The sequence below is a fragment of the Proteus sp. TJ1640 genome, assembly GCF_003144445.1.
Lineage (GTDB): Bacteria > Pseudomonadota > Gammaproteobacteria > Enterobacterales > Enterobacteriaceae > Proteus > Proteus penneri.
This window is the reverse complement of record NZ_PENY01000010.1, coordinates 109,851-135,342: the sequence shown is the minus strand read 5'-3', so window position 1 is coordinate 135,342 and position 25,492 is coordinate 109,851. Positions and strand designations below refer to the sequence as shown.

Here is a 25,492-nt window from a genome sequence, read left to right as displayed (position 1 = left end):
GAGGAGGATCCTGTTCCTAGGATCTTATGTTTCACCCCATAATAACCAACATTATGGGGTGTTTTTTTAAATGCTCAAATTAGCCATTAGCAACGGCTTTATATTCCATGATCTCAATAATTTGAACATCAGTATGTTGCATTGCACGGCTTGCTAGTGCACATAGATTTTCAATTGTAGAATCAACATCATGAGCGACAATACCATCATTACCTGTCACATAGGTGTTGTCTAGCGCCATTAACACAGCTTTATAAGCTGCGCTTGCTCCGGTTGAGACTTTCATCGCACAGCTATTAGAAGCGCCATCACAGATCACACCGCTGATATCACCAATCATGCTACTAATCGCCATAGCCATGGATTCATAGCGTTCATCCATTAGCCATGCAATTGCACCAGCCGCGCCCATTGATGCTGTTGTTGCCGCGCATAATGCAGATAGTGCTGGGAATTTATGGTGAATATAAATGGCCAGTAAATGAGAAAGCATTAATGCTCTTGCCATTTTTTCTTCGCCAACTTGTAAATATTCAGCAACTACGACAACAGGCATCGTTGCGGCAATCCCTTGGTTACCAGAGCCAGAGTTACTCATTGCGGGTAAAACTGCACCCCCCATACGTGCATCAGATGCAGCAGATGTACGGATCATGATTTCTGATAATAAATCTTTTGCTAATAAACCACGCTGTTGTTGGCGTTGCAAAGTTTGCCCAATATGTAAACCATAAGTATTGTTCAAACCTTCTTTTGATAATGCATCATTTAAGTGCGCTGACTCAAGAATAAAAGAAATTTCTTCTACAGGTATTTGGGTCACAAACTGGTAAATTTCTTGAGTATTGGTTTGGGTTAACGTTTCTTTTATTTCGCAAGGCGATGCCGATTGTTCTGCACCATCACAAGTGTTATCAAGAACAACTTTACCATTATGAATGATTTTAACGATATTGGTGTGATTGCCCGAAATAATGACTGTTGCACTGTTTTCGCCATCTTCAACAGTCACTTCGCTATATAGAACTTCTTTGCACGCTTTTTTAATCGAAACATTTACAATGCCAGCAGCTAATAGTGCTTTACTTTGCTCAATGTGTTCTGGTGTTGCATTCTTTAATACTTCAAGACCTGCTTTACAATCACCACCTACAGCACCTAAGCTTGCGGCAATAGATAATCCTACCATACCCGTGCCTGGTACGGTTACGCCCATACCATTTTTCATTAAATTAGGAGAGACTTCTGCACTAATGCGGGTTATAGCATGTTGTAAGTAACTTGCAGCTGTTGCAGCTGCTAATGCAAGCGAAATAGGTTCTGTACAACCTAAAGCGGGTTTTACTTGTTGTTTAACTGCCGCTATTAATATTTTCCAACGAGCAGATAATTGTTCTTTCATGGCATGCATCCAATAAACAGTATGAGAATTCAAAGGGATATTCTATTTTTAATATCAACATCATACGGAATTTATTGGAGAAAGTTTTTTCTGAATTTACTATCACTATAAAAAATTTTAGAAAATATTACCCTTTACAGCTTCTATGTTGGTATTTTTTTCCATATAAAGTAATGGCAATCATTTTGACTTATTAATGTAATTTATCAGCAAAAGAGAAGATGCGTTTGTATCCAAAGATATAAATAAGAGGGGATGAAAAATGCAGGTGAATAAGATAATTTAAGACATTAATGGTGAAGTAAAATAAAAAGGCAATAGAATGAATACACAATTCTATTGCTAGTATAATTATCATACTTAATGTGGGCTAACTCAAAATAGTTAAAATAAATGGCAATGAGTGAGTGGGTTTAATATCATGTCATCATTTTAACGAAATAAATAATAGGCGTTTTATTTTCTGGTGTATAAGAATAACACCTTATTATTTTGTTAATATTTTCATTGGCTTATTTGTTTTATTTCTATTTTAAAAGTGAGTGTTAAATATATTTTCAATAAAATATAACTAATTTTTTATTTATAAAAATAACAATAAAATATCTCTTCCTATTTTTAATATGTTTATTATTTGAAAATAACCTGAAGCAACAAATATTGCTTCAGGTATATTTATCAATAATAGAAGATAGCAATAATAGCACTGTGGAATACAAAACCGACCATAAGCGGTATTGCAGTCCTTTTTACAACATCAAACGGTTGTAATTTTGCGCCACTAGATACAGCAATAATAACACCTGCCACTGGAGACATACCTCGGCCCATATGTGACGCTTGTTGCATTGGTAAGATCATCGCAATGGGGTTTACACCCATGCTATGGGCAATTTGGGGGATCAGTTCAACGAATGCAAGGAAAGGAGCATTACCTGAACCCATAATAATCGCGGCAGCTAATGTTACGATAGCGAAGACCAATGCCATTGCAAATGGTGGTAGGCCAACAGATTCTGCCATAACGATCAGGCTGTCTATTGCACCACTGACTTTAATACCATGGGCAAAAACACCTGCTGCGACTAATAATCCAACAACATTACTAAATGCAGAACCCATTCCTTTTAAGAAATGCTGAAAGCCCGCACATACTGACTTAAAATCACGTAAACGTAATGTTTCAATCAGCATACAAATCGCCATTGAAATCAATACAATTGTGACGACATCAAGGTGAATACCTTTAACAAATAGGCTCGATGAACTTACTGCCATAATGATAGGTAACATTGGCAGTAAGGCATAAAAGCCGGGTACATTTTTATCACTCTTTACTTCTTCAGACAGTTTGCCTAATTGAGGTACAAATCCGGCTTTGCGGTCACAATGGCGCTGCCAGAAGATATGTGTAATACCAACCGCTAATACGGTAGCAATCGCCGCAGGTCCTTGGTAATAAAGCACATATTCTACAACCCCTAAGTCAACTGCTTTTGCGCCACGAATAGCATCAATTGCCGTTGGGGTGTAAGCAACGCCTAATGAAGTTGCAATCACACCGGCAGCAGATGCGGGAGATAAACCAAGTCCTATCATAATTGGGAACATCGTACCCATTAATAGAACGGCCAACCCTGTTGCTGAAGGAATAGCAAGTTGCAAAATACTCGCGAGTAAAAAAGAGAAGAATAGCAACACGTAAGGTGATCGCATATTTTTCAATGGGCGAGTTGCAACACGTACAACGGCCTCATTGGCGCCAATATGATCCATATAATGCGCAAATCCCATTAATGCCATGATCATTAAACCCAGATCAGCAGCACGACTACTAAAGAGATCACGCATGACTTCAAAAGGATCTAGCCAGCCAATACCCGTTGTTTTGACATTTTTAGGAAGAATATCTCCCCAACCAAACATCATGGTTAGCGCCATTAAGGCTAAACCAGCAACGAATAAAACAGGCTCGGCTTTATATCCTTTCAAGATCATTCTAGCGACAATAACAACGACAATTAAGACCGCAAGAATTTGGATCATGCTTTAGCTCCAGGTGCAAAGCGTTCAGCAGTAATTTTCACAACAGATTTTAAAACATCACTGGCAGCGTAAAGCGATTTAACAGGTAGATATTCATAAATAGAGTGGAAGTTATGAGCACCAGTAAAGATATTTGGACAAGGTAAGCCATTTTGAGAAAGGGCTGCGCCATCATAACCACCACGCATTGGAATTGGGCGAGGAGTAATGCCATTCGCTTCATAAGCCGCTACAGCAATATCGATAGGGTAGCGATTATCACCTTGTAGGCTATTAAACACGTTGGCATAACGGTCAGCGAGTTTACAAGTAACAGAGCCTTCGCCCCATAAACCTTCGCAATAATCTGAAAGTTGTTTTAAAAATGCCATGCGATGCGCATAACCTGCTTCGGTAAAATCACGTACATCCATTTTTAATACGGTACGCGCACTATTACCAGCTAACTGTTTAACCCAATAATAACCTTCACGGCCTTCGGTATATTCAGGTGCTTCACCGCCCGGTAACATTGCAACAAACTTGTGCGCCATTAACAGTGAATTTTTTAATTTACCTTTTGCTGACATTGGGTGAGCAGATGCGCCAGTAAAGGTGATTTCAACATCACCTGCATTCCAGTTTTCATACACTAATTCACCAATACCACAGCAATCTAAGGTATAGGCAAAATCAGCACCAAATTCTTTAGTATCAAAGACTTTTGCACCACGCAAACCTTGTTCTTCATCAGGAACAAAACCAATTTTAACTGTTCCGTGTTTAATTTCGGGGTGCTGTTTAAAGTACTGCAACATATCCATAATAGAAGCGATAGCGGCTTTATCGTCAGCACCTAATAAGCTAGTACCATCGGTTACGATAATATCGTCACCAATATAGTTTTCTAATTCAGGGAATTCACTCTGACGTAAAAAGATCTCAAGTTCTTTATTTAAGCAAAGATCGCCACCTTTATAAGGTAGAATTTGTGCTTTAGTATCATTAGTTTGTTCAGCACTCGTGTCTAAATGACCAAAAAAGGCAACGGTTGGAACTTCATAATCAAGATTTGAAGGAAGTGTTGCGGTAACAATGGCGGTATCTCGAATTTTAATATCTTCAACACCTAACGCTTTTAACTCTTCAACCAATTGTAGTGCAAGCACTCGCTGACCTTCTGACGAAGGCATAATGCCAGCAGCGCCATTTTCCCTATTAGTGGTGGTGTTAACTTTTGTATAAGAAATAAACCGTTCAACGAGATTCATAACAAGACTCCATTGTGTTTGATTTTTTTGTATTCTCTCTATTAAAGCTTAGTTGTCTCATTTATTGGAAAGGGCAACACCTACTTTTACCATAAAAAAAACAATATGGAATTATAGAAAAAGTATTATTTTTACAATAAAAATTTAATGTTGATGATTATTTAATTTTTGGTTTTTTATTTATTAAAAAAAATCATGCTTTGTATTGGGAGGAGTGTTTTTGTTACTTTGTTGTTTCTATTTTTAATAAAGATAATCATAAAAAATCAATTTATCTATAGTTATATCTTTATCATAATTAATATATGTTATTTAAAATGATTAGGATGTTTTCTTAAAATTAAAGACATTTATTAAAAAAATAGAAAATAAAAGTGACAGATGAAAAAAAAAGCGAGGGTAAAATATCATTTATAAATAACTTAAAGTAAATATTTAAATGATGGATATTATCAATGAAGTCAGTAAAAAAACACGCTTTAATACTAATAAAGTAGGCTCTATAAATGAAATAATGAAATCATCTATTTCTAAATTATCTATTATAGTAAAAAATTCAATAAAGGAATTCATTTATCAGAGTAGTTATGAAAATAAAATTAGATTTGATAAAAAGACTACATTTTTAAAATCTAAACAGTTAATCATTCGAAATAAAGAAGAAAGTAATGTAATTAATGAAGAAATAGATGCTAATATTACGAATAATAAAAAAAATCGTTTAAAACAAAAACAGAAAAGTTCGAATAACATTGAACTTCCAAATGGAGATTTAATTACAATTGACGAGGCTATTAATAATATTCATTTAAGTAAACAAGATAGTATATTGGAGAGTAAATTATTACTAATTGATCATATTACATATATACAGTTCAAATCATCAGTAAATAATAGCATGAAGTCATCGAGTGAATTTGATGGTGATGAAAATATATCTAATTCAGATAGTAAAAATGAATCTGATTATGTAGGCTTTGATGGTGATGAAAATATATCTAATTCAGATGGTAAAAATGAATCTGATTATGTAGGCTTTGATGGTGATGAAAATATATCTAATTCAGATGGTAAAAATGAATCTGATTATGTAAGCTTTGATGGTGATGAAAATATATCTAATTTGAAATATAATAGTATGAATGATGGTTATTTAATAATGACTAAGTCAAAAAGTACCAGTGAAAATGTGGGTGATAAAATTGATACTAATGTCATTAAAAATGAAATTCTTTCTGAAAAAGAAGATTTTAAGTCTTTCTTGCTTGAAATCACAAAAAATATTTCATTGTTAGATAGGTTATCCGATGGGGAGAATAATTATGGGTATGTGTTTCTTGCTAAAGTTGCTAATTATTTAGAAGATTATAATAGATATAAAGAGCGGGAAAAAATAGATTATTTTAATAAAGAGAATTATTTAAAAAAAATGGAAACCTCAGATTATTTTTTTAATTTAAATGAAAAAATTAATAATATTATTTATTTGCAATATTTAAAAAAGAACAAAGTACTCATGAAAATGGTGTTGTAGAAAAAATTACCATCACAGCTAACAATACTTTAAATAAAGTTGAAAAGTTAAAATAGGCAGAGAGGCCGAAAAAATCTTTTGATGCGAATAATAAATTAAATAAAAATAATATGTTAAATGTATAGTGTTGTTCATAATAAATGGCAGATAAATGAGAAAAGGATTTAGTACAATCTATGATAGAGAAGGTTTAAGTAGAGATCTCTTGTTAAAGCCTGATAATGATTTATCAGGCTTTTTAAGATTAAATATCCAAACGTTTAGCTTGCCATTTACGAGAGCGCCAACGCCATGCGTTAGTTAATCCACGTAGCCATTCATCACAAAGGAAACCAATCCAGATACCAATTAATCCCATTTCCATCTTAATACCAAGGAAATAACCGACAGGGATCGCAATACCCCACATAAAGCAAATTGCTGTCATCAGCGGGAATTTAGCATCGCCTGCGGCACGTAAGGCATTTACCATAACGATATTAAAAGTACGCCCTGGCTCTAAGAAGACAGACAAAATAAATAGAGGAATTAATTGATCAATAATGCGTTGATCTTCTGTAATGGAATACAAAATAGGATCACGCATAAACCAATAAACAATAACCACTCCGATGGTAAATATCACACCCGTTTTTAAGCTTTTCCAGCCTCTAGTAAAAGCATCATCAAAGCGTTTAGCACCAACTAAGTGACCTACTAATATTTCATTACCAATACTAATCGCAATACCAAAAAGCATTAAAAATAATGACAGTTGGAAATAGAGAGTCTGTGCTGCAAGCGGGACTTCTCCCATTAATCCAATAAAAGCTGATGCAGTCATATAATGTAAAATCCAAACCAAGTTTTCTCCCGCAGCGGGTAAACCGATATGTAGGATTTTCCCTAACATATTTTTAGACCACACGACGAGTTGTTTGGCTTCGAATTTAATACGCAAACCGTAGAACAGTAATCCACATAGTAAGATAACCGCAATAATACGACCGACAACGGTAGACCAAGCAACGCCGACTAATCCGTATTGTGGTAAGCCAAAAAAGCCATAAAGCACAATCATATTACCAATAACAGTAATAATATTGGCGATCAATGTGACATACATGGCAGCTTTAGACTTGCCATAAACTCTCAGACAAGCTGCAAGAATAATTGAAATAGCCTCAGGAATAAGGCAAATACCAATAATATGTAGGTAGTTGTAGCCATCTTGCACTAAATGCTCAGGCGTATTCATAATATGTAGAATATTGTAGCCAAAGAAAAGAATGATTAAAGCACTACTAATGCCAAGTAACGCATTAAAAGCGATAGAAATATGAATTGCTTGGCTGGCTTTTTCTTTTTTACCTGCGCCTAAGTATTGGGCAATAACGACGCTACATCCCACACTAATAAAGCTAAAAATGGTGATAAAAAGATCAAAAACTTGGTTACCAACGCCCATGGCGGCTAAGTAAGCGGTGGAAACGTGGCTTACCATGTAGGTATTAATTAATAGTGTGGCTAAATGTAGAAAGATATCTATAAATATTGGCCAACTAAGGGAAAAAAGCGAACGATCCGCTACATCAGACTGATGCATTGAAAACCTTCTTAAAAAACAGAGTGAAATCGATATTATTAATAAAACGCGTAGGAAGATAAGAGATTCTACAAGGTTTATTTATAAGGTAATAGTACAAATAATGTTTATCTGGCAAAAAAGATATTTATATGGTTTATTCATTGATAACTAATCACTATTATCATTAAGAGATGATTAACGTTAAAGTCAGGGGAATTAATGAATACTAAAATAAAAGTGGCCATTGTTGGCTATGGCAATATTGGTCGATTTGCATTAGAAGCGGTTCAAGCTGCTCAAGATTTTGAATTAATGGGTGTTGTTCGTCGTGATATCAATAATGTTCCAGAAGAACTGCAAAATATTACCGTGACTAACGATATTAAAACATTAGGTAATGTTGATGTTGCTCTCTTATGTTCACCGACTCGTGCAATTAAAGAATTAGCTAAATCTATTTTAAGCTTCGGCATTAATACAGTAGATAGTTTTGATGTTCACAGTGAAATTGTGTCATTAAAAACAGAATTAGATGAAGTAGCTAAAAAACACGATCGTGTAGCGGTTATTTCAGCCGGCTGGGATCCGGGTTCTGATTCTATTATTCGTACATTAATGTTAGCCATGGCACCAAAAGGGATCACTTATACTAATTTTGGGCCCGGTATGAGCATGGGGCACAGTGTTGCGGCTAAAGCGATTGATGGTGTAAAAGAGGCGCTTTCAATGACTATTCCATTAGGGACTGGTGTTCATCGTCGTATGGTTTACGTGGAATTAGAAGCTGGAGCAAATTTTAATCAAGTAGAGCAAGCGATTAAAGCAGATAGCTATTTCTCTTCTGATGAAACCCATGTGAAGCAAGTCGATTGTGTCGATAGCTTAAAAGATGTTGGACATGGTGTTCATATGACTCATAAAGGTGTTTCAGGTAAAACGCATAATCAATTATTTGAATATTCAATGCGTATTAACAATCCTGCATTGACCTCTCAATTTATGGTCTCAGCGGCAAGAGCTAGCATGAAGCAACGTGCGGGTGCATATACGGTTATTGAGATCCCACCTGTTGATTTCTTAGCGGGTGATTTAAATACATTAATTGCAAAATTGGTCTAATTTTCATTAGTACTTTCTGCATAAAATATTGCCCACATAATGTGGGCAATATAGGTTAACGCTTAGGCAAACTTGATGATTTTGAATTAGCGTTTAATACTTTTAAATTCTTTGGTTGTTGCGGTTAATGCCACTTCTGTTGGTAAACGTTCCATTGAACTTGCACCATAGAAGCCGTGACAATCAGGGCAATTATCTAAGATATATTGTGCATCTTCTGGCGTTGCAATTGGACCACCATGACAAAGCACAATGACATCAGAACGTACAGCTTTTGCCGCTTTGGCCCAGTCATTAATTAAAGGAACACAGTCTGCTAATGTTAATGCTGTTTCAGCACCAATATTACCACCCGTAGTTAATCCCATATGTGGCACAATAATATCGGCACCCGCTTCAGTCATTGCAATGGCATCTTCACGACTAAACACATAAGGTGTGGTTAGTAGATCTTTTTCGTGAGCTTTGCGGATCATATCTACTTCAAGCCCATAACCCATACCTGTTTCTTCTAGATTTGCGCGGAAATTGCCATCAATTAAGCCAACAGTTGGGAAATTCTGTACGCCAGCAAAGCCTGTTGCTTTAACTTCATCTAAGAATTTATCAAAGTTACAGAAAGGATCTGTACCATTAACGCCAGCAAGTACAGGTGTATGTTTAACAACAGGTAATACTTCTTTTGCCATATCCATAACGATCTCATTAGCGTTACCATAAGCTAATAAACCCGCTAAAGAACCACGGCCAGCCATACGATAACGACCAGAGTTATAAATAACGATAAGGTCAATACCACCGGCTTCTTCACACTTAGCTGAGAGCCCTGTACCTGCACCACCGCCAATAATTGGTTCGTGGCGTGCAATCATTTCATTGAATTTTTTTAGTAATGTTTCACGTGAATGAGTCATTCTTCTTTCTCCGTGGTTAACAAATAAGTTCCTGGTGTAAATCATAAATTTGCTGAGTAAATTCAGCAGAGTTTATGTGATAAGGACTGATGACTAGTTGACGAGTCTCTGTCTCTTTAAATGTTGTTATAAATGCATCAAAAAACGCTTGGTTTGCTTTTGGATCCCAAAAAGGACCCCCTTCAATATCCAGAGCTGAAAAACCGCCCTGTGGTAATACAAACCGCAAAGGTCCTTCACACTGATTCATTTTTTCAGCGATCCAAATACCTAATTGACGGTTTTCCCCTGGTGTTGTACGCATTAAGGTGACTTGCGCATTGTGGTGATAAAATTGACGCCCTCTATATTTCTCAGGAACACTAGACGGGCGACCAAAATTCACCATATCTAATGCACCGCAAGAACCTATATAAGGGGTTTTGGTACGGGCGATTGCACCAAAACGGTCTTCATCACAAGCAAGTACACCGTCAAACAAGTAATCACAGACTTCGGTTGTTGTCAGATCGAGCACGCTATGAAGTAAGTGACCATCTGCCAGTTTTTCCATGGCTTTGCCGCCACTTCCTGTTGCGTGAAAAACAAGGCAGTCATAATTATTTTCGAGTTTTTGTGTAAGCTGTTGTACACAAGGCGTCGTTACACCAAACATTGTTAATGCAACAGCCGGTTTATCAACAACTTGTTCTTCTTGGTAAAAATAAACAGCGCCGGCGATTTGATTTGCTGCATTTCTTAAAACTTTTCGGGAAATGCGATTTAAGCCGGATACATCTGTGACGGAGTACATCATTGAGATATCACTTGCACCGATATAGCCTGAAATATCGCCAGACGCCATCGTTGATACCATCAATTTAGGTACACCAATTGGCAGAGATTGCATTGCTGGTGTAATCAGTGCCGTTCCCCCTGATCCGCCTAGTCCAAGGATGGCTAAGACATCATCACAGTGAGTTAAATAGTGTTCAAATGCGATTGACATCGCTTCTATTGCTTTCCCTCTATCACCACAAAATACCGCTTCTGGACCATTTGGGTGAAAGCGTGCAACTTCTAGGGCGGTGACATCAGCTTCTCTTGCTAATGCCGTGGGTTTGGTTGTCAAGTCAACGGTTTTAACAGGAAGGCCTGCTTTTTTAATTAAATCACTGACATAAAAAATCTCAGCACTTTTAGTATCAAGCGTTGTGGCAATATAAATAGAACCAGCATACTGTTTCATAAGCCTTCCCATACCTTTTATGATTATCGACGAATAGATTATAATCATAATGAGACTCGAGTTTCATTTATCATAGCACCGTTTTGAGACTCTTGTCTCATTATTTTTGTTTTTTGTACATTAGAGGTCGATAAGATGTGATTAATCACCTAAAGTAAACGTCAAATATTGTGAATATTTAGCTTAAGATAAGCTTGGCACATAAAAGTGTAGAAATAACGAAGGATCTTCTATGAGTTACAGTGATGAAACGGATGCAATGTCCGGTACACGAAAAAGAACCCATCAATTATTGGTGACAACGGCGTTGGGACTTTTTGAGCAAGGAATGCTACCGACTGTGTCGGAATTAGCCGCACATGCAGGTGTTTCGAGGGCAACTGCATATCGTTATTTTCCCACACAAAGTGATTTAATTAGTGCCACTGTTGATGCAAGTTTAGCGCCGATCATTGCATGGACCCCCACTCCTGAAGATAATACGCAACAACGCATTACTGAGTTGCTCAATCTTGCCTATCCACAAATGTTTAAACATGAAGGTGCATTGCGTGGTGCATTGCAAGTCTCATTACAACAATGGGCAAAAGAGAGACAATCAAGTGAATATGCAGAAAAACGATTTATTCGCGGTCATCGTAAAGAGATTTTACTCAAAGTTATTGAACCATTAAAATCACACTATCCTCAAGAAATGTGGGATAAGGTGATTAAATCGTTCTCTTTAATTTACGGGTCTGAAGTCTTTTTGGTAATGAAAGATATCTGGAAAATGGATGATCAACAGGTCATTGATATGACTCAATGGATGGCAAAAGCTATTCTAAATCAGGCAAAATCTGATTATCCCGCAGATAACGATTAATTATTTGAATAAATCAGTTAAAATTGTATAAATCATTTACGTTTTAGCTATTGCAGGGATCGTTATGTCACACAAAACAGAAGACCAAGAGTGGCTGGTAGAACAACTACAATTTATTGCACAAGGCATTGGTAAAACATTATCGCCTTTTTGTGAAGTTGTACTTCATGATCTAACTGATAGTGAAAATACCATTATGGTCATTGAAAATAATCTATCAGGTCGAAAAGTAGGGGATAGAGCAACAGAATTGGGAATGGCGCGTATTGAATCGTCCGATTTTCCTCAGATTGTGGCAAATTACCCGAATCAATTTCCTGACGGTAGAACCGCAAAAAGTACCTCTATTGGTATAAAAGACAAACAAGGCAATTACGTTGCTGCGTTATGTCTAAATATTGATATTTCAATGATCAAAGGATTACAAATGGTGCTTAACCAATTTGCAACCCTTGAAGAAGGCAATGACATTATTGAAACCTTTAGTTCAGTGACAGAGGATTCGCTGAAAAAACGTATTGACGAATTTTCTGCAACTTATTCGGTCACACCAAGAGCACTGAAACCTCATCAACGTCGTGAGTTATTGCTTTGTTTACAAGATGAAGGTTATCTTTCACTGCGTAAAGCAATGGAAATTACCGCACAATACCTCGGTGTTTCAAGAGCGACGGTGTATAACGATTTAAAAGAATGATTAAGAAATAAATTAATTTTAAATTCCAGCGGAATATAAATTAGTACACTAAAAAAAAGATATCACTTGTTGATATCTTTTTTTTACTTCTATGCTTAATTGTAAATTATATATACTTCTTTTATTAAATAGAGTTGATTGATTGCTATTGTATGATTTTTATAAACTTAAAAAAATAAGAGGAATAGACTATCTATAATTATTCTTAAATGAGGTGTTAAAAAATGATAATTCCTAAAATAAAAAAAACAATTAATAATAATATCAGTAATATAAATACTAAATTCAATGAGAAATGGATTAATTTAAAAAATTTAGAATCCATTAAAAATACAGACTTAACTATTAATAATAATAAAAATAAGGATCATACTTCCTCTGCATTGTCTATGTCGAATTATATAAAAGAATGTGAAAATATGCCAAATGAGACTAGGAAGAGTATATTAGTTTCTAAATATAATAATTTTGATATAGTATCAAATGATCTTAATAATAAAGAAGTTTCAAAAAAAGGAAATGATTTATCTAATACAAAAAATTATTTGATTCCTTTTGATAATTTGGTTGTTTTTGATGATTTGGTTGACAATTTGATGAGTTTGACTAATGGAAATGACATTTTAAATGAAAAAGTTAGTATTGATCAACATACTGATAGTATTGATCAAGGTACTATAAAAAATAAATCCAATGAAAAAAAAGAAAAAACAAATAAACTCCCTGATTGGATTACTAAATCAGGAAAAGAAGAGCTAAATACAAATCAAAAACTTTACTTTAAAACAGAAAAGACAAGAAGTTTTAAAAACTTATTAAAACCCTTAATCTATCCATTTGAATTTATAAACAGATCATTATTGCCTATAAAAATAAATTTTAAAAATAAAAATGTAAATGCAGCATTAAGTGAATTTAAATTTAATAATGTAGTAAATAGTAATGATGCTTTTGATAAATTCTCTAGTAAATTAAATAAGCTAAATGAAACATTTACTGATAATGTTAATCAGATTATATCTAAAAAAATAAATAACAATAAAAAAATAGATATTATGATTAAATATCATACTTTAGAAAAAGCTTTGGAGTGTAAGCTTATTAATGATATTAAACTAATAGAAAATGAATTAAAAGCCGATTTAGCTAAGAATAAATTCCAAGAAAATTATTCTGATTTACCTGATGAAATAGTGAATAAATTAAATATTATTGTTAATTCAAGTGTAGATGAATTATTTTATTCTAATACAATTGATGATTTAAAAAATTTAATAAAAGAAAAAGTTAATAATTATGATAAAAATGTAAGAATTGGCGGGTTTATTGATAATATTGTTGATTCTATTTTTAATAAAAAAAGCAAATTAGTAATGAATGAAAATTTAGATGATGCTAAAAAAGAATTATCTTTAAATATAACAAAAGAGTTATTTAACTACTTATCAAAAGATAAAAATTTTATTGGTGAAGAAGAGTCTATCACTAAGATAGACAATCTAATAAAAATGGTAAGCAAAGATATTTATAAAAATATGGGGGAGCCAACGAAGAAAATAATAAATTCTCTCAATAATGGCTTTTATGAAAATATAAAGAAAAATGATAATGGAAAGAATCTTCTTTCTCGGATTTTTAAAAATTCAAGTAATAACATTAATTATAAATGGGCGCAAGATGCTATTGTTTTATTAATTAGCTATGAAACTTTTGAAAATAAACAAAATGTAACAACTAATTACCTGAATGACGGTGTAGTGATAGAGGGAGGGAATGGTACCATTAAGACACAGAACACAGTTTTAGAAGATAAACTAAAAGGTATTTTTAGTCGACTCGGGTTAAGTATTAATGATTTAGATAAATCGAAAGATGAAGTGCTTAGAAAATACTTTTCAAATTATTTTGAACATATATGATTCTTTTGTTAAATCATTTCTTATTTTTATAGTTAATAATAAGATTATATATGATTTATATAGGTGAGTAATCTATGTTTGTTAAACAAAATATATTTGAACCAAATCTTTTGTTTTTAAATAAACAACATTCCTTTCCAAAAAAGGAATGTTATATTTTTACAAAAAATATAAATGCGATAAAAAATACACCTGTTGCGCCTTCTTTTGCTAAGAGATTTATTCATGGGGTAATTTCTCTATTCCATAAGTTAGAGATTTTCTTTCTTATAAAGGATATAAAAAATAATAAACTGTCTGGTGCCGTTGATATAAATAAATATAGTAATATTTTTAATGAAATAGATAATAAAATAAATAAAATTAAAGAGGAGATTAAAATTGAAAATAATGAGGGTGAAATAGATAAAAAAAACACTGAAATATATAATTTAATAAAAGATAAGGAAGGAATAAAATATAAAAATTTAAATGCTATAAATAAAATAATTTCTCATACAAATGATAAGTTTGATTTTTACAGTTTCTGTGATTATTTAACTGAAGTAAAAAGAGCTAAAGATTTTTTCTCAGAACTAGATGATATAAAGAATGAAGACTCTAATAATAAATTAATTGTAGAGTATTTAAATGAAATTATGAAGCTTAGAATAAGCTCAATAGATGATGAAAGTATAAAAAATATTTTAAAATTAATATTTTTAAAATTTAAATTTGAAAATATTCATTTAAATAAAAAGTATGACTTTATGAGTAACTTTTCAACGGAAAAAGAAAGGGATAATTTTATAAAATCAATGAATTTTTTACTTATAAGTATTGAAGAAGTTCAATTGTTTGATAAGTTTGATAATAATATGAAAAATAAAATAGAAAATAAATTATCTACTATTATGATGATAGCACTTGATAAAAATATGGGTAGTGAATATTTCTTTGATAGCTTAATGCAAGAATGGATAGGGAAATATATTAGTGATAACCATAATGTGATAAAAAGAAATACGATAGTAGATACAGTTACGCAGCAAATAGATACAGTTACGCAGCAAATAGATACGGTTACGCAGCAAATAGATACAGATATAATTAATGATGTAGAGAAAGAAACAATAACAAATTTATCCAAATATGAACCTAAAGAAGAGGAAAGGGAAATAGTTAATGAAATAGCTGGGGAAATAGTTAATGAAATAGCTGGGGAAATAGTTAATGAAATAGCTGGGGAAAGTGAAAATGAAGATTTGAATACATTATTTAATTATGATTTTTTTTTAAAAATGGATGAAGAATTAGAAAAGGAAATCGACGAGGGGGTAGAAATAGACGAGGGAGTAGAAGAGGAAATAGACGAGGAAGTAGAAGTAGACGAGGAAGTAGACGAGGAAGTAGAAGAGGAAATAAAAAATAGAATCAGAGAAAAGGCAGAGGAAGAAGCAGATAAACTAATTAGAGAAATAAAAGTAAATGCAGAAAAGGAATCAAAGTTAATAATTGATAACTTAGAAAGTAAATCTAATAAAGAAGATATTATTAATATATTAAGTGAATATTACAATGATTCGGAAAATAAACTTTCAAATATTATTTCATCTATGGATGAAATAATGAAAAAACACAATGAAATTAATTTGATAGATGCGGGAGTTAAGGAGGTTTCATCTGATGATGATAAGAAAGTAAACACGGATTTTAATATTCATGCAAATGAAGCACAAGAAATAATGGCCTCTATTCATGATATTTTAGCTTCTATAAACCAGTTAAAAGAGAGAGGTAATGCAGAAGCTGATGAAAGTGATTCTTATCATGAAATAAAAGATCTTTTAATTAAATTAAAAGAAAATATAAATATAAAAAATGAAATTGATGAAAACTATGAAATGCCAATAAAAAATAATATAAAAGAGCTAATGAATGAATTTGAAATTTCCATTTCAAAGATGGAGGAATTACTTTTAGATGATGATCTAATTAAATTAGACAACATATCGAAAAGTGAGAATGTTTTAAAAAATAATATCTCTGAGTTAAATGAATTAGAACCGATGAAAGAAAAGATTAATGAATCTGTTCCAGAAGAACCAATGTCAATAATTTTTGACGAAAGTTATTCTGAAATAGATGATTTAGTTTCATCATTGATGGAAAAAATAAATAAAGAAATTAATAGAGAAGTGTTAGATAAAAAAGATACCTATAGTTATAGTATTAGTTCAGGCTTTGAATTTGTAACTAAAGCAAGAGAGAAAATGGAAGAAAATAGAAAATCAAGAAGTACGAGAAATAATCTTATAAAAAATGAAGTATTAGAAAAAATTATAAATAATTTTATGAAAAACAGTATTGGCAAAGAGGATGAATTTCACTTTTTGAAAAGTGAAATTGAAAGGGTTAAAAAAATAAATAAAAAGAATAAAGAGTCATTAGACAATGAAAGAAAAATATCGATAATAGAAAGTAAAATAGAGAACGCTCAGGATTTAAAATTCAATGAAAACAAATCAAAAGATAAAATAGCTTCAATTGATGGATCCTCAATAAATTTAAATATAGGTGAAAACTCAAATGAAGTTAATATCGATAATGGAGGGGATTTTCAATCTAATATTATTTTTGAAAGTAATCTGGATGACATCTACTTTGATGATTATAAAAATATGAAACATTTTAAAATAGAAAGTCCCTTTATAATTTTTGAGTTTAATAAAAGTGAAAATAATAATGCAAAAATTAAATTTAACTATTCTAATAGTAAGGTTTTCTATTCTGGGTTAAATTTAAAAAGTAAAGAAATAAAATGTAATAATTTTTTAATTAAAAACTATATAAATAGTGAAGTTGGAAAAAATATAAATGAGTTTATTAATGCTAAAATAACGAAAAGTGAAAAACTAGTAGATAAAAAAACATCCGATAACTTTAATATGGCAATAAATAGCATAGTAATTGAGATTAATAAAGATCTAAAAAATAAGAGTAATGAAAAAAATAAGAGTAATGAAAAAAATAAGAGTAATGAAAAAAATAAGCATAATGAAAAAAATAAGCGTAATGAAAAAAATAAGCGTAATGAAAAAAATAAGCGTGATGAAAAAAATAAGAGTAATGAAAAAAATAAGAGCAAGGAAAAAATAAGAGCAAGGAAAAAATAAGAGTAAGGAAAAATAAAAAATAATTATAAATCTTTCCTTAAGTGATATTTTTTATCGCTAATTGGGTAGTTTTCTAGCATGGCAAATATTTCAAACCCCTGCTTTTGATAAAAAGGCAGGGCTTGAAAGCTAAAGGTATCCACTTCTGCATATTTGGCGCTTTTCTCTTTTGCGGCAAGTTCCATTGCTTGCAGTAATTCTGTTCCTATATCTTTTCCACGATAGGCTTTATCTACCCACAAATAACGAATGCGTAGCCAATTTCCTAAAATATCTCCTGTGATCCCACCTATTTTTTTACCGCTCTCTTCCTTAAAAACGGCAAGTGGTGTGTATTGTTCCATCTGAATATAGTGAAGATTGTGGGTTAGCAATCCTTCATAAATCTCATTGATCTCATTCGATGTTGGGTTTGTGGTGATCTTTAACGACATATTTGGCTCTTAATATTAAGAAAAATAATAATTACATTATCACTATTTGGTTATTAAATATTTATACAAGTGCTAGGATGGAAACAATAATTAAAAAAGCTGGATATCACAACATGTCGTTTTTAAAAACTTTACCAGGTATTTTATTTTGTGCATTAATTGGTGGTGTACTAACCCTTTCTGGTTTACCTATGGCTCTGATGTTTGGACCGATCCTTGTTGTTATTATTGCTTATCGCTTTAAATGGGAGCTTGTGGTTCCTAAACATACATTAACGTTTATTCAACTCACTTTAGGCACTTCGGTTGGTTTAATGTTTAACCAAGTTCATTTAGGTAGTGCTGATAATTTAATTATTCTATTACTCACTCTTGTTGTTTGCTTAGCCATTCAATTTTTTGTGAGCTATTTTTGGTTCCAGCGCCATATTGGCTGGACAAAAGAAGAATCAATGTTAGGTGCTGTGCCGGGGGCTATGGCGGCTATTTTAGCATTAACTGATCATACGAAAACACCACCGCAAAAAATTGTTATTTCTCATACCATTCGTTTAATGGTATTGATTATTCTGGCGGGTTTTATTGTGGGGGCTGATAAAGCTAATATGCCAGAATTTTCTATACCTGAAATGACCGTTATTTCACTGTTGTGGTTATTATTGATTGTTATTTTAGGGTTAGGTTCAGGGCTTTTATTGCAGAAAATCCGATTTCCGGCACCCTTTATGTTGACTTCATTAGGTAGTGCAATATTGGTTCAATCATTTGTTAGCGAATCTATTGCTTTCCCCATGTTACTTAATGAATTGAGCATGGTGTTAATTGGTATGAATATTGGTGCTCATTTTGTTGTTTTCCCGCTTTCATCATTAATTAAAAATGCTTTTTCCTCTGTGCAAGTCGTTATTATTAATGTGATTTTAACCGTGATTGTGGCGTATGGAGCGGCTTATTTGACAGGTGTCCCTTGGGCTACATTAGTACTGGCTTGGGCGCCGGGAAGTATGGAAGCGATGACATTTGCGGCGATAACCATGAATGTGGATGCGGCTTTTGTTATGTCGAATCATATTTTTCGAATGCTAATTATTCAAAGTATTCCATCAGTTGTTTTGTATTGGAACGAATATAGACAGAAGAAAAATAATTAGCATAAAGAAAGGTAAAAAAATCTTTTGATAACCTCTCTATCAGTCATTTTATATCTCGACGGTATTTAAAGAGGTTATCCCGCTTTATTTATCCAATAGTGAGTTAACACAAGTATTAATAATTTAATAAACTTAGCGATTTATTGGCTAATAGCTGACATTTTTTACTGTGTGTTACTTTAATGCCTTTTAAATCATTGTAACTATCTTCATTCAATTGACTCATTGGCAACGTCGAGTAATTACTGACATCCCATTGTTGTGAGCGAGAAAAGACCATTAACGCTCTTTCAATTTTGGGTTTTGATATCTGCTCATAACCACAATCTTTATTTAGGAAAAAGTAGATGGCGGTTAAATCTGCCAAGTCTTCTGCTTGCGTGTAGGTTAACGCTTTTGCACTCGAAGAAAAGAGCATAGTAAAAGAAAGCGCTAGTGTGCAGAACAAGGCGAACATTTTTTTCATTAGGTGTGCGTTCCTCAGTGTGATGATTTCGCAAGTTTTGTTATTTGATTTAATAAAGTTAAAAGTTTTGCAAAGACCTGATGTTTTGTTGGGTTTTAAATTGACCTTCCAGTAAGGGGAAACTTTAGCATTGGTAATAGTTTACAAATATTCTTAATACATTTTATTTCAATAGATAAAAAAATAACTCATTTTTATTCAAAGGAATACATTATGCAACGTCGAGATTTTTTAAAATTAGGCGCCACATTAAGTGCTGTCACACTATTACCGAGCTGGAGTCGTTTTGCGTTTGCCCAAAGTAACACGCCCTCATTGGCGATTCCACCTCAAATTATCCCAGACGCTCAACAAAAGATTGTTCTTAATATTCAACAAGGTGTTTCTCAATTTATTCCTACGGCAAGCACAACCACATGGGGTTATAACGGCAGTTTATTAGGCCCTGCACTAAAGCTGAAACGGGGCCAACCCGTCACCATTAATATCAATAACCAATTACCAGAAACAACAACTGTTCACTGGCATGGACTTGAAATTAGTGGTGAAGAAGACGGCGGCCCACAAGCCATGATTGAACCAGGAAAATCGCGTACTGTTACTTTTACACCAAATCAAGCTGAATCAACGTGCTGGTTCCATCCTCATACCCATGGTGTTACTGGTCAACAAGTCGCAATGGGATTAGGCGGACTAGTGATTATTGAAGATGATGAAACAGCAAACCGTAAATTGCCTAATCGCTGGGGCGTTGATGACTTACCCGTTATTTTGCAAGATAAACGTTTAGACAGTGAAGGACAAATTGATTATCAACTTGATGTAATGAGTGCCGCGATTGGTTGGTTTGGTGACATGATGTTAACCAACGGTGCTATTCAACCACAACATATTGTGCCAAAAGGCTGGATCAGATTACGCTTCTTAAATGGTTGTAATGCGCGAAGTTTAAACCTTGCCACAAGTGATGGCAGACCCATGTATGTGATTGCCAGTGATGGTGGATTATTAGCAGAACCCGTAAAAGTAACAGAACTCCCTATTTTAATGGGGGAGCGCTTTGAAGTTTTAGTCGATACGTCTGATGGGCGTGATTTTGATATTGTCACTTTGCCTGTACGTCAAATGGGTATGGTGTTAGCACCATTTGATAATGTACTCCCTGTGTTGCGTTTATTACCGTCAGCAGAAAAAGCACAAGGTACTTTACCTGATCAATTAGCATTAATTCCGGCATTACCAACACTCAGTAATATTTCAACGCGGACATTACATTTACGTATGGATATGCGTTTAGATATGCAAGGTATGATGCTATTAACAGAACGTTATGGTGATAAAGCATTAGCGGGTATTCATCATGGGATGAGTCATATGCGCCAAGGTAACGGTAATGGCATGATGGGCGGTGGGATGAATTGCGGTCATGGAAATGGTGATTTAGATATCTATAATGCTAATAGTATCAATGGTATTCCATTCTCAATGACAGAACCTGCATTTGATGTGAAGCAAGGTGTTTATGAAAAATGGGTTGTATCCGGTCGTGGCGATATGATGCTACATCCATTCCATGTACATGGTACACAGTTCCGTATTCTATCTGAAAACGGTCGAACACCAGAGAAACATCGCCAAGGTTGGAAGGATATCGTGAAAGTTGAAGGACAATTTAGCGAAATTCTTGTGAAATTTGACCATTTAGCGACAAAAGCGCACCCATTTATGGCACACTGTCATTTATTAGAACATGAAGATACTGGAATGATGGCGGGTTTTACCGTTAGTAAATAATCAATCACTATAAAAACCATCAATATCAGTAAGATAAATTGATAAAGGGCACAGGATTAATATTTTGTGCCTTTATTTTCATTAAATCAGATCATCGCATGATGAGGGAAGTTCTGGTACAATCGTTTGCTTTCCCCGTTAACCCAATCGAAATTAATCATGAAACATATTGTTGATGTCATGATCTCTGAAGAAGAGATCAAACAGCGTATTGCTGAGCTAGGTCGTGAAATCACAGAACATTACCGCCCACGCCAAGGTCAACATGATCTTGTCTTAATCGGCTTGTTAAAAGGTTCTTTTATTTTTATGGCAGATTTATGCCGTGAAATTGACGTGAACCATGAAGTCGATTTTATGACTGTATCAAGTTACGGTAATGGTATGACGTCAACACGTGACGTTAAAATCATTAAAGATCTCGATGAAGATATCCGTGGTAAAGATGTTCTGATTGTTGAAGATATCATTGACTCAGGTAATACCTTAAATCGTGTTAAAGAGATTTTAAGCTTACGTGAGCCAGCTTCTATTTCTATCTGTACTTTATTGGATAAACCCTCTCGCCGTGAAGTTGATGTTCCTGTTGAGTGGATTGGTTATTCCATCGAAGATAAATTTGTTATTGGTTACGGCATCGATTACGCACAGCGTTATCGTCACCTGCCTTATATTGGGCATGTAACGTTATTAGATGAGTAATATATCTAGTTATCATAGAAGCCAAAAACCCGCTATTTAAGCGGGTTTTTGTTCTTTAACAGCAGGTGTGTTATTAACGTGGATGACTCAATTTAGCCATCGCTTGACGATAAGAAAGTTCAAGTTTTTCACGACTATCTGAAGTAACATCAAGAACGTGTAGCTCACCATTATTTAAACCGTAAACCCAACCGTGGATCATCACTTTTTGCCCACGTTTCCATGCTGCTTGCATAATCGTTGAGTGGCCGAGATTGTACACTTGCTCGATAACGTTTAGTTCACAAAGTCGGTTTAATCTATCTTGTGGTGCAAGTTCACCTAACATTGAACTGTGTTTGTACCAGATATCGCGGATATGCAGTAACCAGTTATTGATAAGTCCTAATTCGGTGCCTTCAATAGCTGCTTCAATACCACCACAACCATAGTGACCACAGACAATAATGTGTTCAACTTGTAATACATCAACAGCATACTGGATCACAGAAAGACAATTTAAGTCAGTGTGGATAACTAAGTTCGCCACATTACGGTGAACAAATAAGTCCCCCGGTGCCGCGTTGATTAATTTTTCTGCTGGAACGCGGCTGTCGGAGCAACCAATCCATAAAAAGTGAGGTTTTTGGCCTTTGCAGAGATCTTTAAAAAACTGAGGATTTTCTTCAGTAACAGATTCTGACCATTGCTTGTTATTGGCTAACAGCTCTTCAATCTTTCTCATCATGATGTGACTGCCTGTAAATTCGGTTTCCCACCATTTGCGCTGACAGTACGCCAACACGAAATAGCTCTTGTGTTAATGTTGGATGCGAGAGATCCATTAAGAAAGGGTATTTTTATACCATTACTTTTGAATTTATCAGAAGGCTTTTTAAAGCCAAGTGACAGATAATTGCTTGTAATTTTTCGCTTTCAAATAAGATAGAACTTTTTATAGCATTTGTTTAATGAATTTATCAATACATTCTTTGATGTAAATCAAATATGTAAAAAGATAACTATTTGTTAAATCTAATATTGTATTATTCAAAAATAGACGCTGATAAATGTTATATAAATAAAATTAATGATTATGATTGTTGGTTTTATTTTTACACTGAAAGCGAGAATGATAAAAAATAAAAGACATTATTGATTGAAGGTGATAAATGGTTAGATGATATTCATCAGTAAACTTGAGAAATAAAGGCAATAATTTTATTGGTATCAATTAGGCTAAATGATTGCACTAAGGGATAAAATGATTAAGGCATCAGAATATTGGTAAGAAATAAAAGAATCTTACAGCTTGATGGCTAATTTACTTTCTCTTTATCTTTTATTTTTTATTCCTGTAATAGTTAAAAAATATTTATTTATTCGTTTGTGTCATAAGTCCTAAAACGGTTTATTTGCCACGGAATATTCTCTAGAATACCTTATTCCATTCTGTTCTTTGAACTAAGCTTATTTTCTGATTTCAGCTCAGTCAATGCTGAATAATGCAGTTGATAAAAGGTAATTCCCACTTATGACGTATGCATTGGAGTTAACGGAGTTAACGAAAACTTATCACAATGGCGTAAAAGCGCTAAAAGGAATTAATCTCACCGTTGAGGCTGGCGATTTTTATGCTTTATTAGGTCCTAATGGCGCTGGTAAATCGACCACGATTGGTATTATCAGCTCTTTAGTTAATAAGAGTAGCGGTAAAGTCAAAGTATTTGGTTATGACACCGATACCGATATGGTTAATGCAAAACGTCAATTAGGATTAGTGCCACAAGAATTTAATTTCAACCCTTTTGAAACCGTATTGCAAATTGTACTCAATCAAGCTGGTTATTATGGTGTTCCTCGTAAGTTAGCATTAGAACGTGCCGAAATTTATTTAACCCAATTAGATTTATGGGAAAAACGTGACGATAGAGCGCGCTTTTTATCTGGGGGAATGAAACGCCGTTTAATGATTGCTCGTGCATTAATGCATCAGCCGAAATTACTTATTCTTGATGAACCAACAGCAGGTGTTGATATTGAATTACGTCGCTCAATGTGGACGTTTTTAAAACAATTAAATGCTGAAGGTACAACCATTATTCTAACCACACACTATTTGGAAGAAGCCGAAATGTTGTGTCGGAATATTGGTATTATTCAACGTGGTGAACTGGTTGAAAATACCAGTATGAAAGGGCTATTAAGTAAATTGGAGTCTGAAACCTTTATTTTAGATTTAGCACCCAAAAGCCCTCTACCTGAATTACAAAATTATCAATATCGCTTGGTTGATACATCAACATTAGAAGTTGATGTTAAAAGAGAGCAAGGACTAAATAGTGTGTTTGCTCAACTTAATGCACAAGGCATTCAGGTGTTAAGTATGAGAAATAAAGCCAACCGACTTGAAGAATTATTTGTTCACTTAGTTAATGAAGAACATACAGTAGAAGGAGAGGGGGAATGATTCAGCTGTATTGGGTAGCCCTCAAAACAATTTGGATTAAAGAAGTTACCCGATTTGGTCGTATTTGGGTACAAACATTAATTCCACCAGTGATAACTATGTCTCTCTATTTCGTTATTTTCGGTAACCTGATTGGTAAACGAATTGGCGATATGGGCGGTGTCGATTATATGCAGTTTATTGTTCCTGGCCTGATTATGATGGCAGTAATAACAAACTCTTATGCTAATGTTTCCTCTTCTTTTTTTGGTGCTAAATTTCAACGTAGTATAGAAGAATTATTAGTCTCACCTGTTCCAACACATGTTGTTATTGCAGGGTTTGTTGGCGGTGGTATCGCTCGTGGTATTTGCGTTGGTATTTTAGTGACTTTAGTTTCACTATTTTTTGTGCCTCTGGAAATACATTCTTGGACAATGGTCGTGGTGACATTACTGATGACCTCAATTGTGTTTTCTCTCGCCGGATTATTAAATGCGATTTTTGCGAAAACCTTTGATGATATCAGTATTATCCCAACCTTTGTTTTAACGCCATTAACCTATTTAGGTGGCGTGTTTTATTCACTGTCACTCTTACCTGAATTTTGGCAAGGTGTGTCTAAATTAAACCCTATTGTGTACATGATCAGCGGCTTCCGTTACGGTTTTCTGGGGATTACGGATGTCTCTTTAACGGTAACTATTAGTGTTCTGTGCCTTTTCATTGCTGTGTTTTACGTTATTGCATGGTATTTAATTGAAAAAGGTCGCGGTTTAAGAAGCTAATCAAAAAACTAAAGAGAAAGTGATAAAAGTTTA

At 33.8% G+C, this 25,492-nt stretch carries 20 protein-coding genes; 11 read left to right on the top strand and 9 right to left on the bottom strand.

Annotation, left to right across the window (positions count from 1 at the left end; genetic code table 11):
* Positions 1–79: 79 nt before the first annotated feature.
* The 3 genes from DK861_RS03590 to pepT all read right to left on the bottom strand — a co-directional run bounded on the left by DK861_RS03590 (position 80) and on the right by pepT (position 4,698).
* Positions 80–1,402 carry an L-serine ammonia-lyase, iron-sulfur-dependent, subunit alpha gene (locus DK861_RS03590; RefSeq protein ID WP_109399274.1) on the bottom strand — a complete coding sequence of 441 codons (1,323 nt, stop codon included), beginning with the start codon at positions 1,400–1,402 and terminating at the stop codon, positions 80–82.
* A gap of 678 nt (positions 1,403–2,080) precedes the next feature.
* Positions 2,081–3,448: a C4-dicarboxylate transporter DcuC gene (gene dcuC / locus DK861_RS03585; RefSeq protein WP_109399273.1), complete on the bottom strand. Its 1,368-nt coding sequence runs from the start codon at positions 3,446–3,448 to the stop codon at positions 2,081–2,083.
* Complete coding sequence (gene pepT, locus DK861_RS03580; protein ID WP_109399272.1) at positions 3,445–4,698, bottom strand: peptidase T; 1,254 nt, start codon at positions 4,696–4,698, stop codon at positions 3,445–3,447. The genes dcuC and pepT overlap by 4 nt, the downstream gene beginning before the upstream one ends.
* 439 nt (positions 4,699–5,137) lie before the next feature.
* Here pepT and DK861_RS03575 point away from each other — a divergent pair, with 439 nt between their 5' ends.
* Positions 5,138–6,232, top strand: a complete 1,095-nt coding sequence (locus tag DK861_RS03575; protein ID WP_109399271.1) for a hypothetical protein — start codon at positions 5,138–5,140, stop codon at positions 6,230–6,232.
* Between the two features lie 244 nt (positions 6,233–6,476).
* Here DK861_RS03575 and DK861_RS03570 read toward each other — a convergent pair whose 3' ends face one another.
* Positions 6,477–7,817 carry an MATE family efflux transporter gene (locus DK861_RS03570; RefSeq protein ID WP_109399270.1) on the bottom strand — a complete coding sequence of 447 codons (1,341 nt, stop codon included), beginning with the start codon at positions 7,815–7,817 and terminating at the stop codon, positions 6,477–6,479.
* Positions 7,818–8,018: 201 nt separating this feature from the next.
* On the opposite strand from DK861_RS03570, the gene DK861_RS03565 reads away from it, so the two are divergent.
* Positions 8,019–8,918, top strand: coding sequence for a diaminopimelate dehydrogenase (locus DK861_RS03565; RefSeq protein WP_109399269.1), 900 nt, complete (start codon positions 8,019–8,021; stop codon positions 8,916–8,918).
* Between the two features lie 86 nt (positions 8,919–9,004).
* Here the strand turns inward: DK861_RS03565 and DK861_RS03560 are convergent, their stop codons facing one another.
* Both DK861_RS03560 and DK861_RS03555 read right to left on the bottom strand, forming a co-directional pair.
* On the bottom strand, positions 9,005–9,832 hold the full coding sequence (locus DK861_RS03560; protein WP_099659953.1) for a phosphoenolpyruvate hydrolase family protein: 828 nt from the start codon (positions 9,830–9,832) through the stop codon (positions 9,005–9,007).
* 16 nt (positions 9,833–9,848) lie between these two features.
* Positions 9,849–11,060, bottom strand: a complete 1,212-nt coding sequence (locus tag DK861_RS03555) for a Tm-1-like ATP-binding domain-containing protein (RefSeq protein WP_109399268.1) — start codon at positions 11,058–11,060, stop codon at positions 9,849–9,851.
* A 232-nt stretch (positions 11,061–11,292) separates the two neighbouring features.
* Between DK861_RS03555 and DK861_RS03550 the strand changes: the two genes are divergently transcribed.
* From DK861_RS03550 to DK861_RS03535, 4 genes are all read left to right on the top strand, one after another.
* Entirely contained in the window at positions 11,293–11,925 is a 633-nt protein-coding gene (locus tag DK861_RS03550) for a TetR/AcrR family transcriptional regulator (protein WP_072063633.1), read from the top strand.
* A 64-nt stretch (positions 11,926–11,989) separates the two neighbouring features.
* On the top strand, positions 11,990–12,622 hold the full coding sequence (locus DK861_RS03545) for a PAS domain-containing protein (protein WP_006535016.1): 633 nt from the start codon (positions 11,990–11,992) through the stop codon (positions 12,620–12,622).
* A 224-nt stretch (positions 12,623–12,846) separates the two neighbouring features.
* On the top strand, positions 12,847–14,541 hold the full coding sequence (locus tag DK861_RS03540) for a hypothetical protein (RefSeq protein WP_109399267.1): 1,695 nt from the start codon (positions 12,847–12,849) through the stop codon (positions 14,539–14,541).
* Positions 14,542–14,615: 74 nt separating this feature from the next.
* Positions 14,616–17,696 carry a hypothetical protein gene (locus DK861_RS03535; RefSeq protein WP_109399266.1) on the top strand — a complete coding sequence of 1,027 codons (3,081 nt, stop codon included), beginning with the start codon at positions 14,616–14,618 and terminating at the stop codon, positions 17,694–17,696.
* 23 nt (positions 17,697–17,719) lie between these two features.
* Here DK861_RS03535 and DK861_RS03530 read toward each other — a convergent pair whose 3' ends face one another.
* Positions 17,720–18,130, bottom strand: a complete 411-nt coding sequence (locus DK861_RS03530) for a GNAT family N-acetyltransferase (protein ID WP_109399265.1) — start codon at positions 18,128–18,130, stop codon at positions 17,720–17,722.
* A 113-nt stretch (positions 18,131–18,243) separates the two neighbouring features.
* Between DK861_RS03530 and DK861_RS03525 the strand changes: the two genes are divergently transcribed.
* A complete protein-coding gene (locus tag DK861_RS03525; protein WP_109399416.1) occupies positions 18,244–19,281 on the top strand; it encodes an AbrB family transcriptional regulator in 1,038 nt (345 codons plus the stop codon).
* Positions 19,282–19,396: 115 nt separating this feature from the next.
* On the opposite strand, the gene DK861_RS03520 is transcribed toward DK861_RS03525, so the two are convergent.
* Positions 19,397–19,747: a YacC family pilotin-like protein gene (locus tag DK861_RS03520; RefSeq protein ID WP_072063629.1), complete on the bottom strand. Its 351-nt coding sequence runs from the start codon at positions 19,745–19,747 to the stop codon at positions 19,397–19,399.
* A gap of 213 nt (positions 19,748–19,960) precedes the next feature.
* On the opposite strand from DK861_RS03520, the gene cueO reads away from it, so the two are divergent.
* The gene (cueO, locus tag DK861_RS03515) at positions 19,961–21,541 is read left to right on the top strand and encodes a multicopper oxidase CueO (protein ID WP_109399264.1); all 1,581 of its coding nucleotides are present in this window, start codon (positions 19,961–19,963) and stop codon (positions 21,539–21,541) included.
* A 159-nt stretch (positions 21,542–21,700) separates the two neighbouring features.
* Complete coding sequence (gene hpt / locus DK861_RS03510; RefSeq protein WP_036932823.1) at positions 21,701–22,243, top strand: hypoxanthine phosphoribosyltransferase; 543 nt, start codon at positions 21,701–21,703, stop codon at positions 22,241–22,243.
* Between the two features lie 73 nt (positions 22,244–22,316).
* On the opposite strand, the gene can is transcribed toward hpt, so the two are convergent.
* A complete protein-coding gene (can, locus tag DK861_RS03505) occupies positions 22,317–22,970 on the bottom strand; it encodes a carbonate dehydratase (protein WP_006534997.1) in 654 nt (217 codons plus the stop codon).
* 786 nt (positions 22,971–23,756) lie between these two features.
* On the opposite strand from can, the gene DK861_RS03500 reads away from it, so the two are divergent.
* Both DK861_RS03500 and DK861_RS03495 read left to right on the top strand, forming a co-directional pair.
* A complete protein-coding gene (locus DK861_RS03500) occupies positions 23,757–24,692 on the top strand; it encodes an ABC transporter ATP-binding protein (protein ID WP_109399263.1) in 936 nt (311 codons plus the stop codon).
* A complete protein-coding gene (locus DK861_RS03495) occupies positions 24,689–25,459 on the top strand; it encodes an ABC transporter permease (RefSeq protein ID WP_006534994.1) in 771 nt (256 codons plus the stop codon). The genes DK861_RS03500 and DK861_RS03495 overlap by 4 nt, the downstream gene beginning before the upstream one ends.
* Positions 25,460–25,492: the final 33 nt, after the last annotated feature.

What these genes read in the sequence shown, in the direction of transcription:
- DK861_RS03590 (WP_109399274.1), bottom strand. Translation starts at nt 1,402, where the DNA reads ATGAAAGAACAATTATCTGCTCGTTGGAAAATATTAATAGCGGCAGTT.
- DK861_RS03565 (WP_109399269.1), top strand. Translation starts at nt 8,019, where the DNA reads ATGAATACTAAAATAAAAGTGGCCATTGTTGGCTATGGCAATATTGGT.
- DK861_RS03570 (WP_109399270.1), bottom strand. Translation starts at nt 7,817, where the DNA reads ATGCATCAGTCTGATGTAGCGGATCGTTCGCTTTTTTCCCTTAGTTGG.
- DK861_RS03495 (WP_006534994.1), top strand. Translation starts at nt 24,689, where the DNA reads ATGATTCAGCTGTATTGGGTAGCCCTCAAAACAATTTGGATTAAAGAA.
- DK861_RS03550 (WP_072063633.1), top strand. Translation starts at nt 11,293, where the DNA reads ATGAGTTACAGTGATGAAACGGATGCAATGTCCGGTACACGAAAAAGA.
- can (WP_006534997.1), bottom strand. Translation starts at nt 22,970, where the DNA reads ATGATGAGAAAGATTGAAGAGCTGTTAGCCAATAACAAGCAATGGTCA.
- DK861_RS03540 (WP_109399267.1), top strand. Translation starts at nt 12,847, where the DNA reads ATGATAATTCCTAAAATAAAAAAAACAATTAATAATAATATCAGTAAT.
- DK861_RS03555 (WP_109399268.1), bottom strand. Translation starts at nt 11,060, where the DNA reads ATGAAACAGTATGCTGGTTCTATTTATATTGCCACAACGCTTGATACT.
- hpt (WP_036932823.1), top strand. Translation starts at nt 21,701, where the DNA reads ATGAAACATATTGTTGATGTCATGATCTCTGAAGAAGAGATCAAACAG.
- DK861_RS03545 (WP_006535016.1), top strand. Translation starts at nt 11,990, where the DNA reads ATGTCACACAAAACAGAAGACCAAGAGTGGCTGGTAGAACAACTACAA.
- cueO (WP_109399264.1), top strand. Translation starts at nt 19,961, where the DNA reads ATGCAACGTCGAGATTTTTTAAAATTAGGCGCCACATTAAGTGCTGTC.
- pepT (WP_109399272.1), bottom strand. Translation starts at nt 4,698, where the DNA reads ATGAATCTCGTTGAACGGTTTATTTCTTATACAAAAGTTAACACCACC.
- DK861_RS03520 (WP_072063629.1), bottom strand. Translation starts at nt 19,747, where the DNA reads ATGAAAAAAATGTTCGCCTTGTTCTGCACACTAGCGCTTTCTTTTACT.
- DK861_RS03500 (WP_109399263.1), top strand. Translation starts at nt 23,757, where the DNA reads ATGACGTATGCATTGGAGTTAACGGAGTTAACGAAAACTTATCACAAT.
- DK861_RS03535 (WP_109399266.1), top strand. Translation starts at nt 14,616, where the DNA reads ATGTTTGTTAAACAAAATATATTTGAACCAAATCTTTTGTTTTTAAAT.
- DK861_RS03525 (WP_109399416.1), top strand. Translation starts at nt 18,244, where the DNA reads ATGTCGTTTTTAAAAACTTTACCAGGTATTTTATTTTGTGCATTAATT.
- DK861_RS03575 (WP_109399271.1), top strand. Translation starts at nt 5,138, where the DNA reads ATGATGGATATTATCAATGAAGTCAGTAAAAAAACACGCTTTAATACT.
- DK861_RS03530 (WP_109399265.1), bottom strand. Translation starts at nt 18,130, where the DNA reads ATGTCGTTAAAGATCACCACAAACCCAACATCGAATGAGATCAATGAG.
- DK861_RS03560 (WP_099659953.1), bottom strand. Translation starts at nt 9,832, where the DNA reads ATGACTCATTCACGTGAAACATTACTAAAAAAATTCAATGAAATGATT.
- dcuC (WP_109399273.1), bottom strand. Translation starts at nt 3,448, where the DNA reads ATGATCCAAATTCTTGCGGTCTTAATTGTCGTTGTTATTGTCGCTAGA.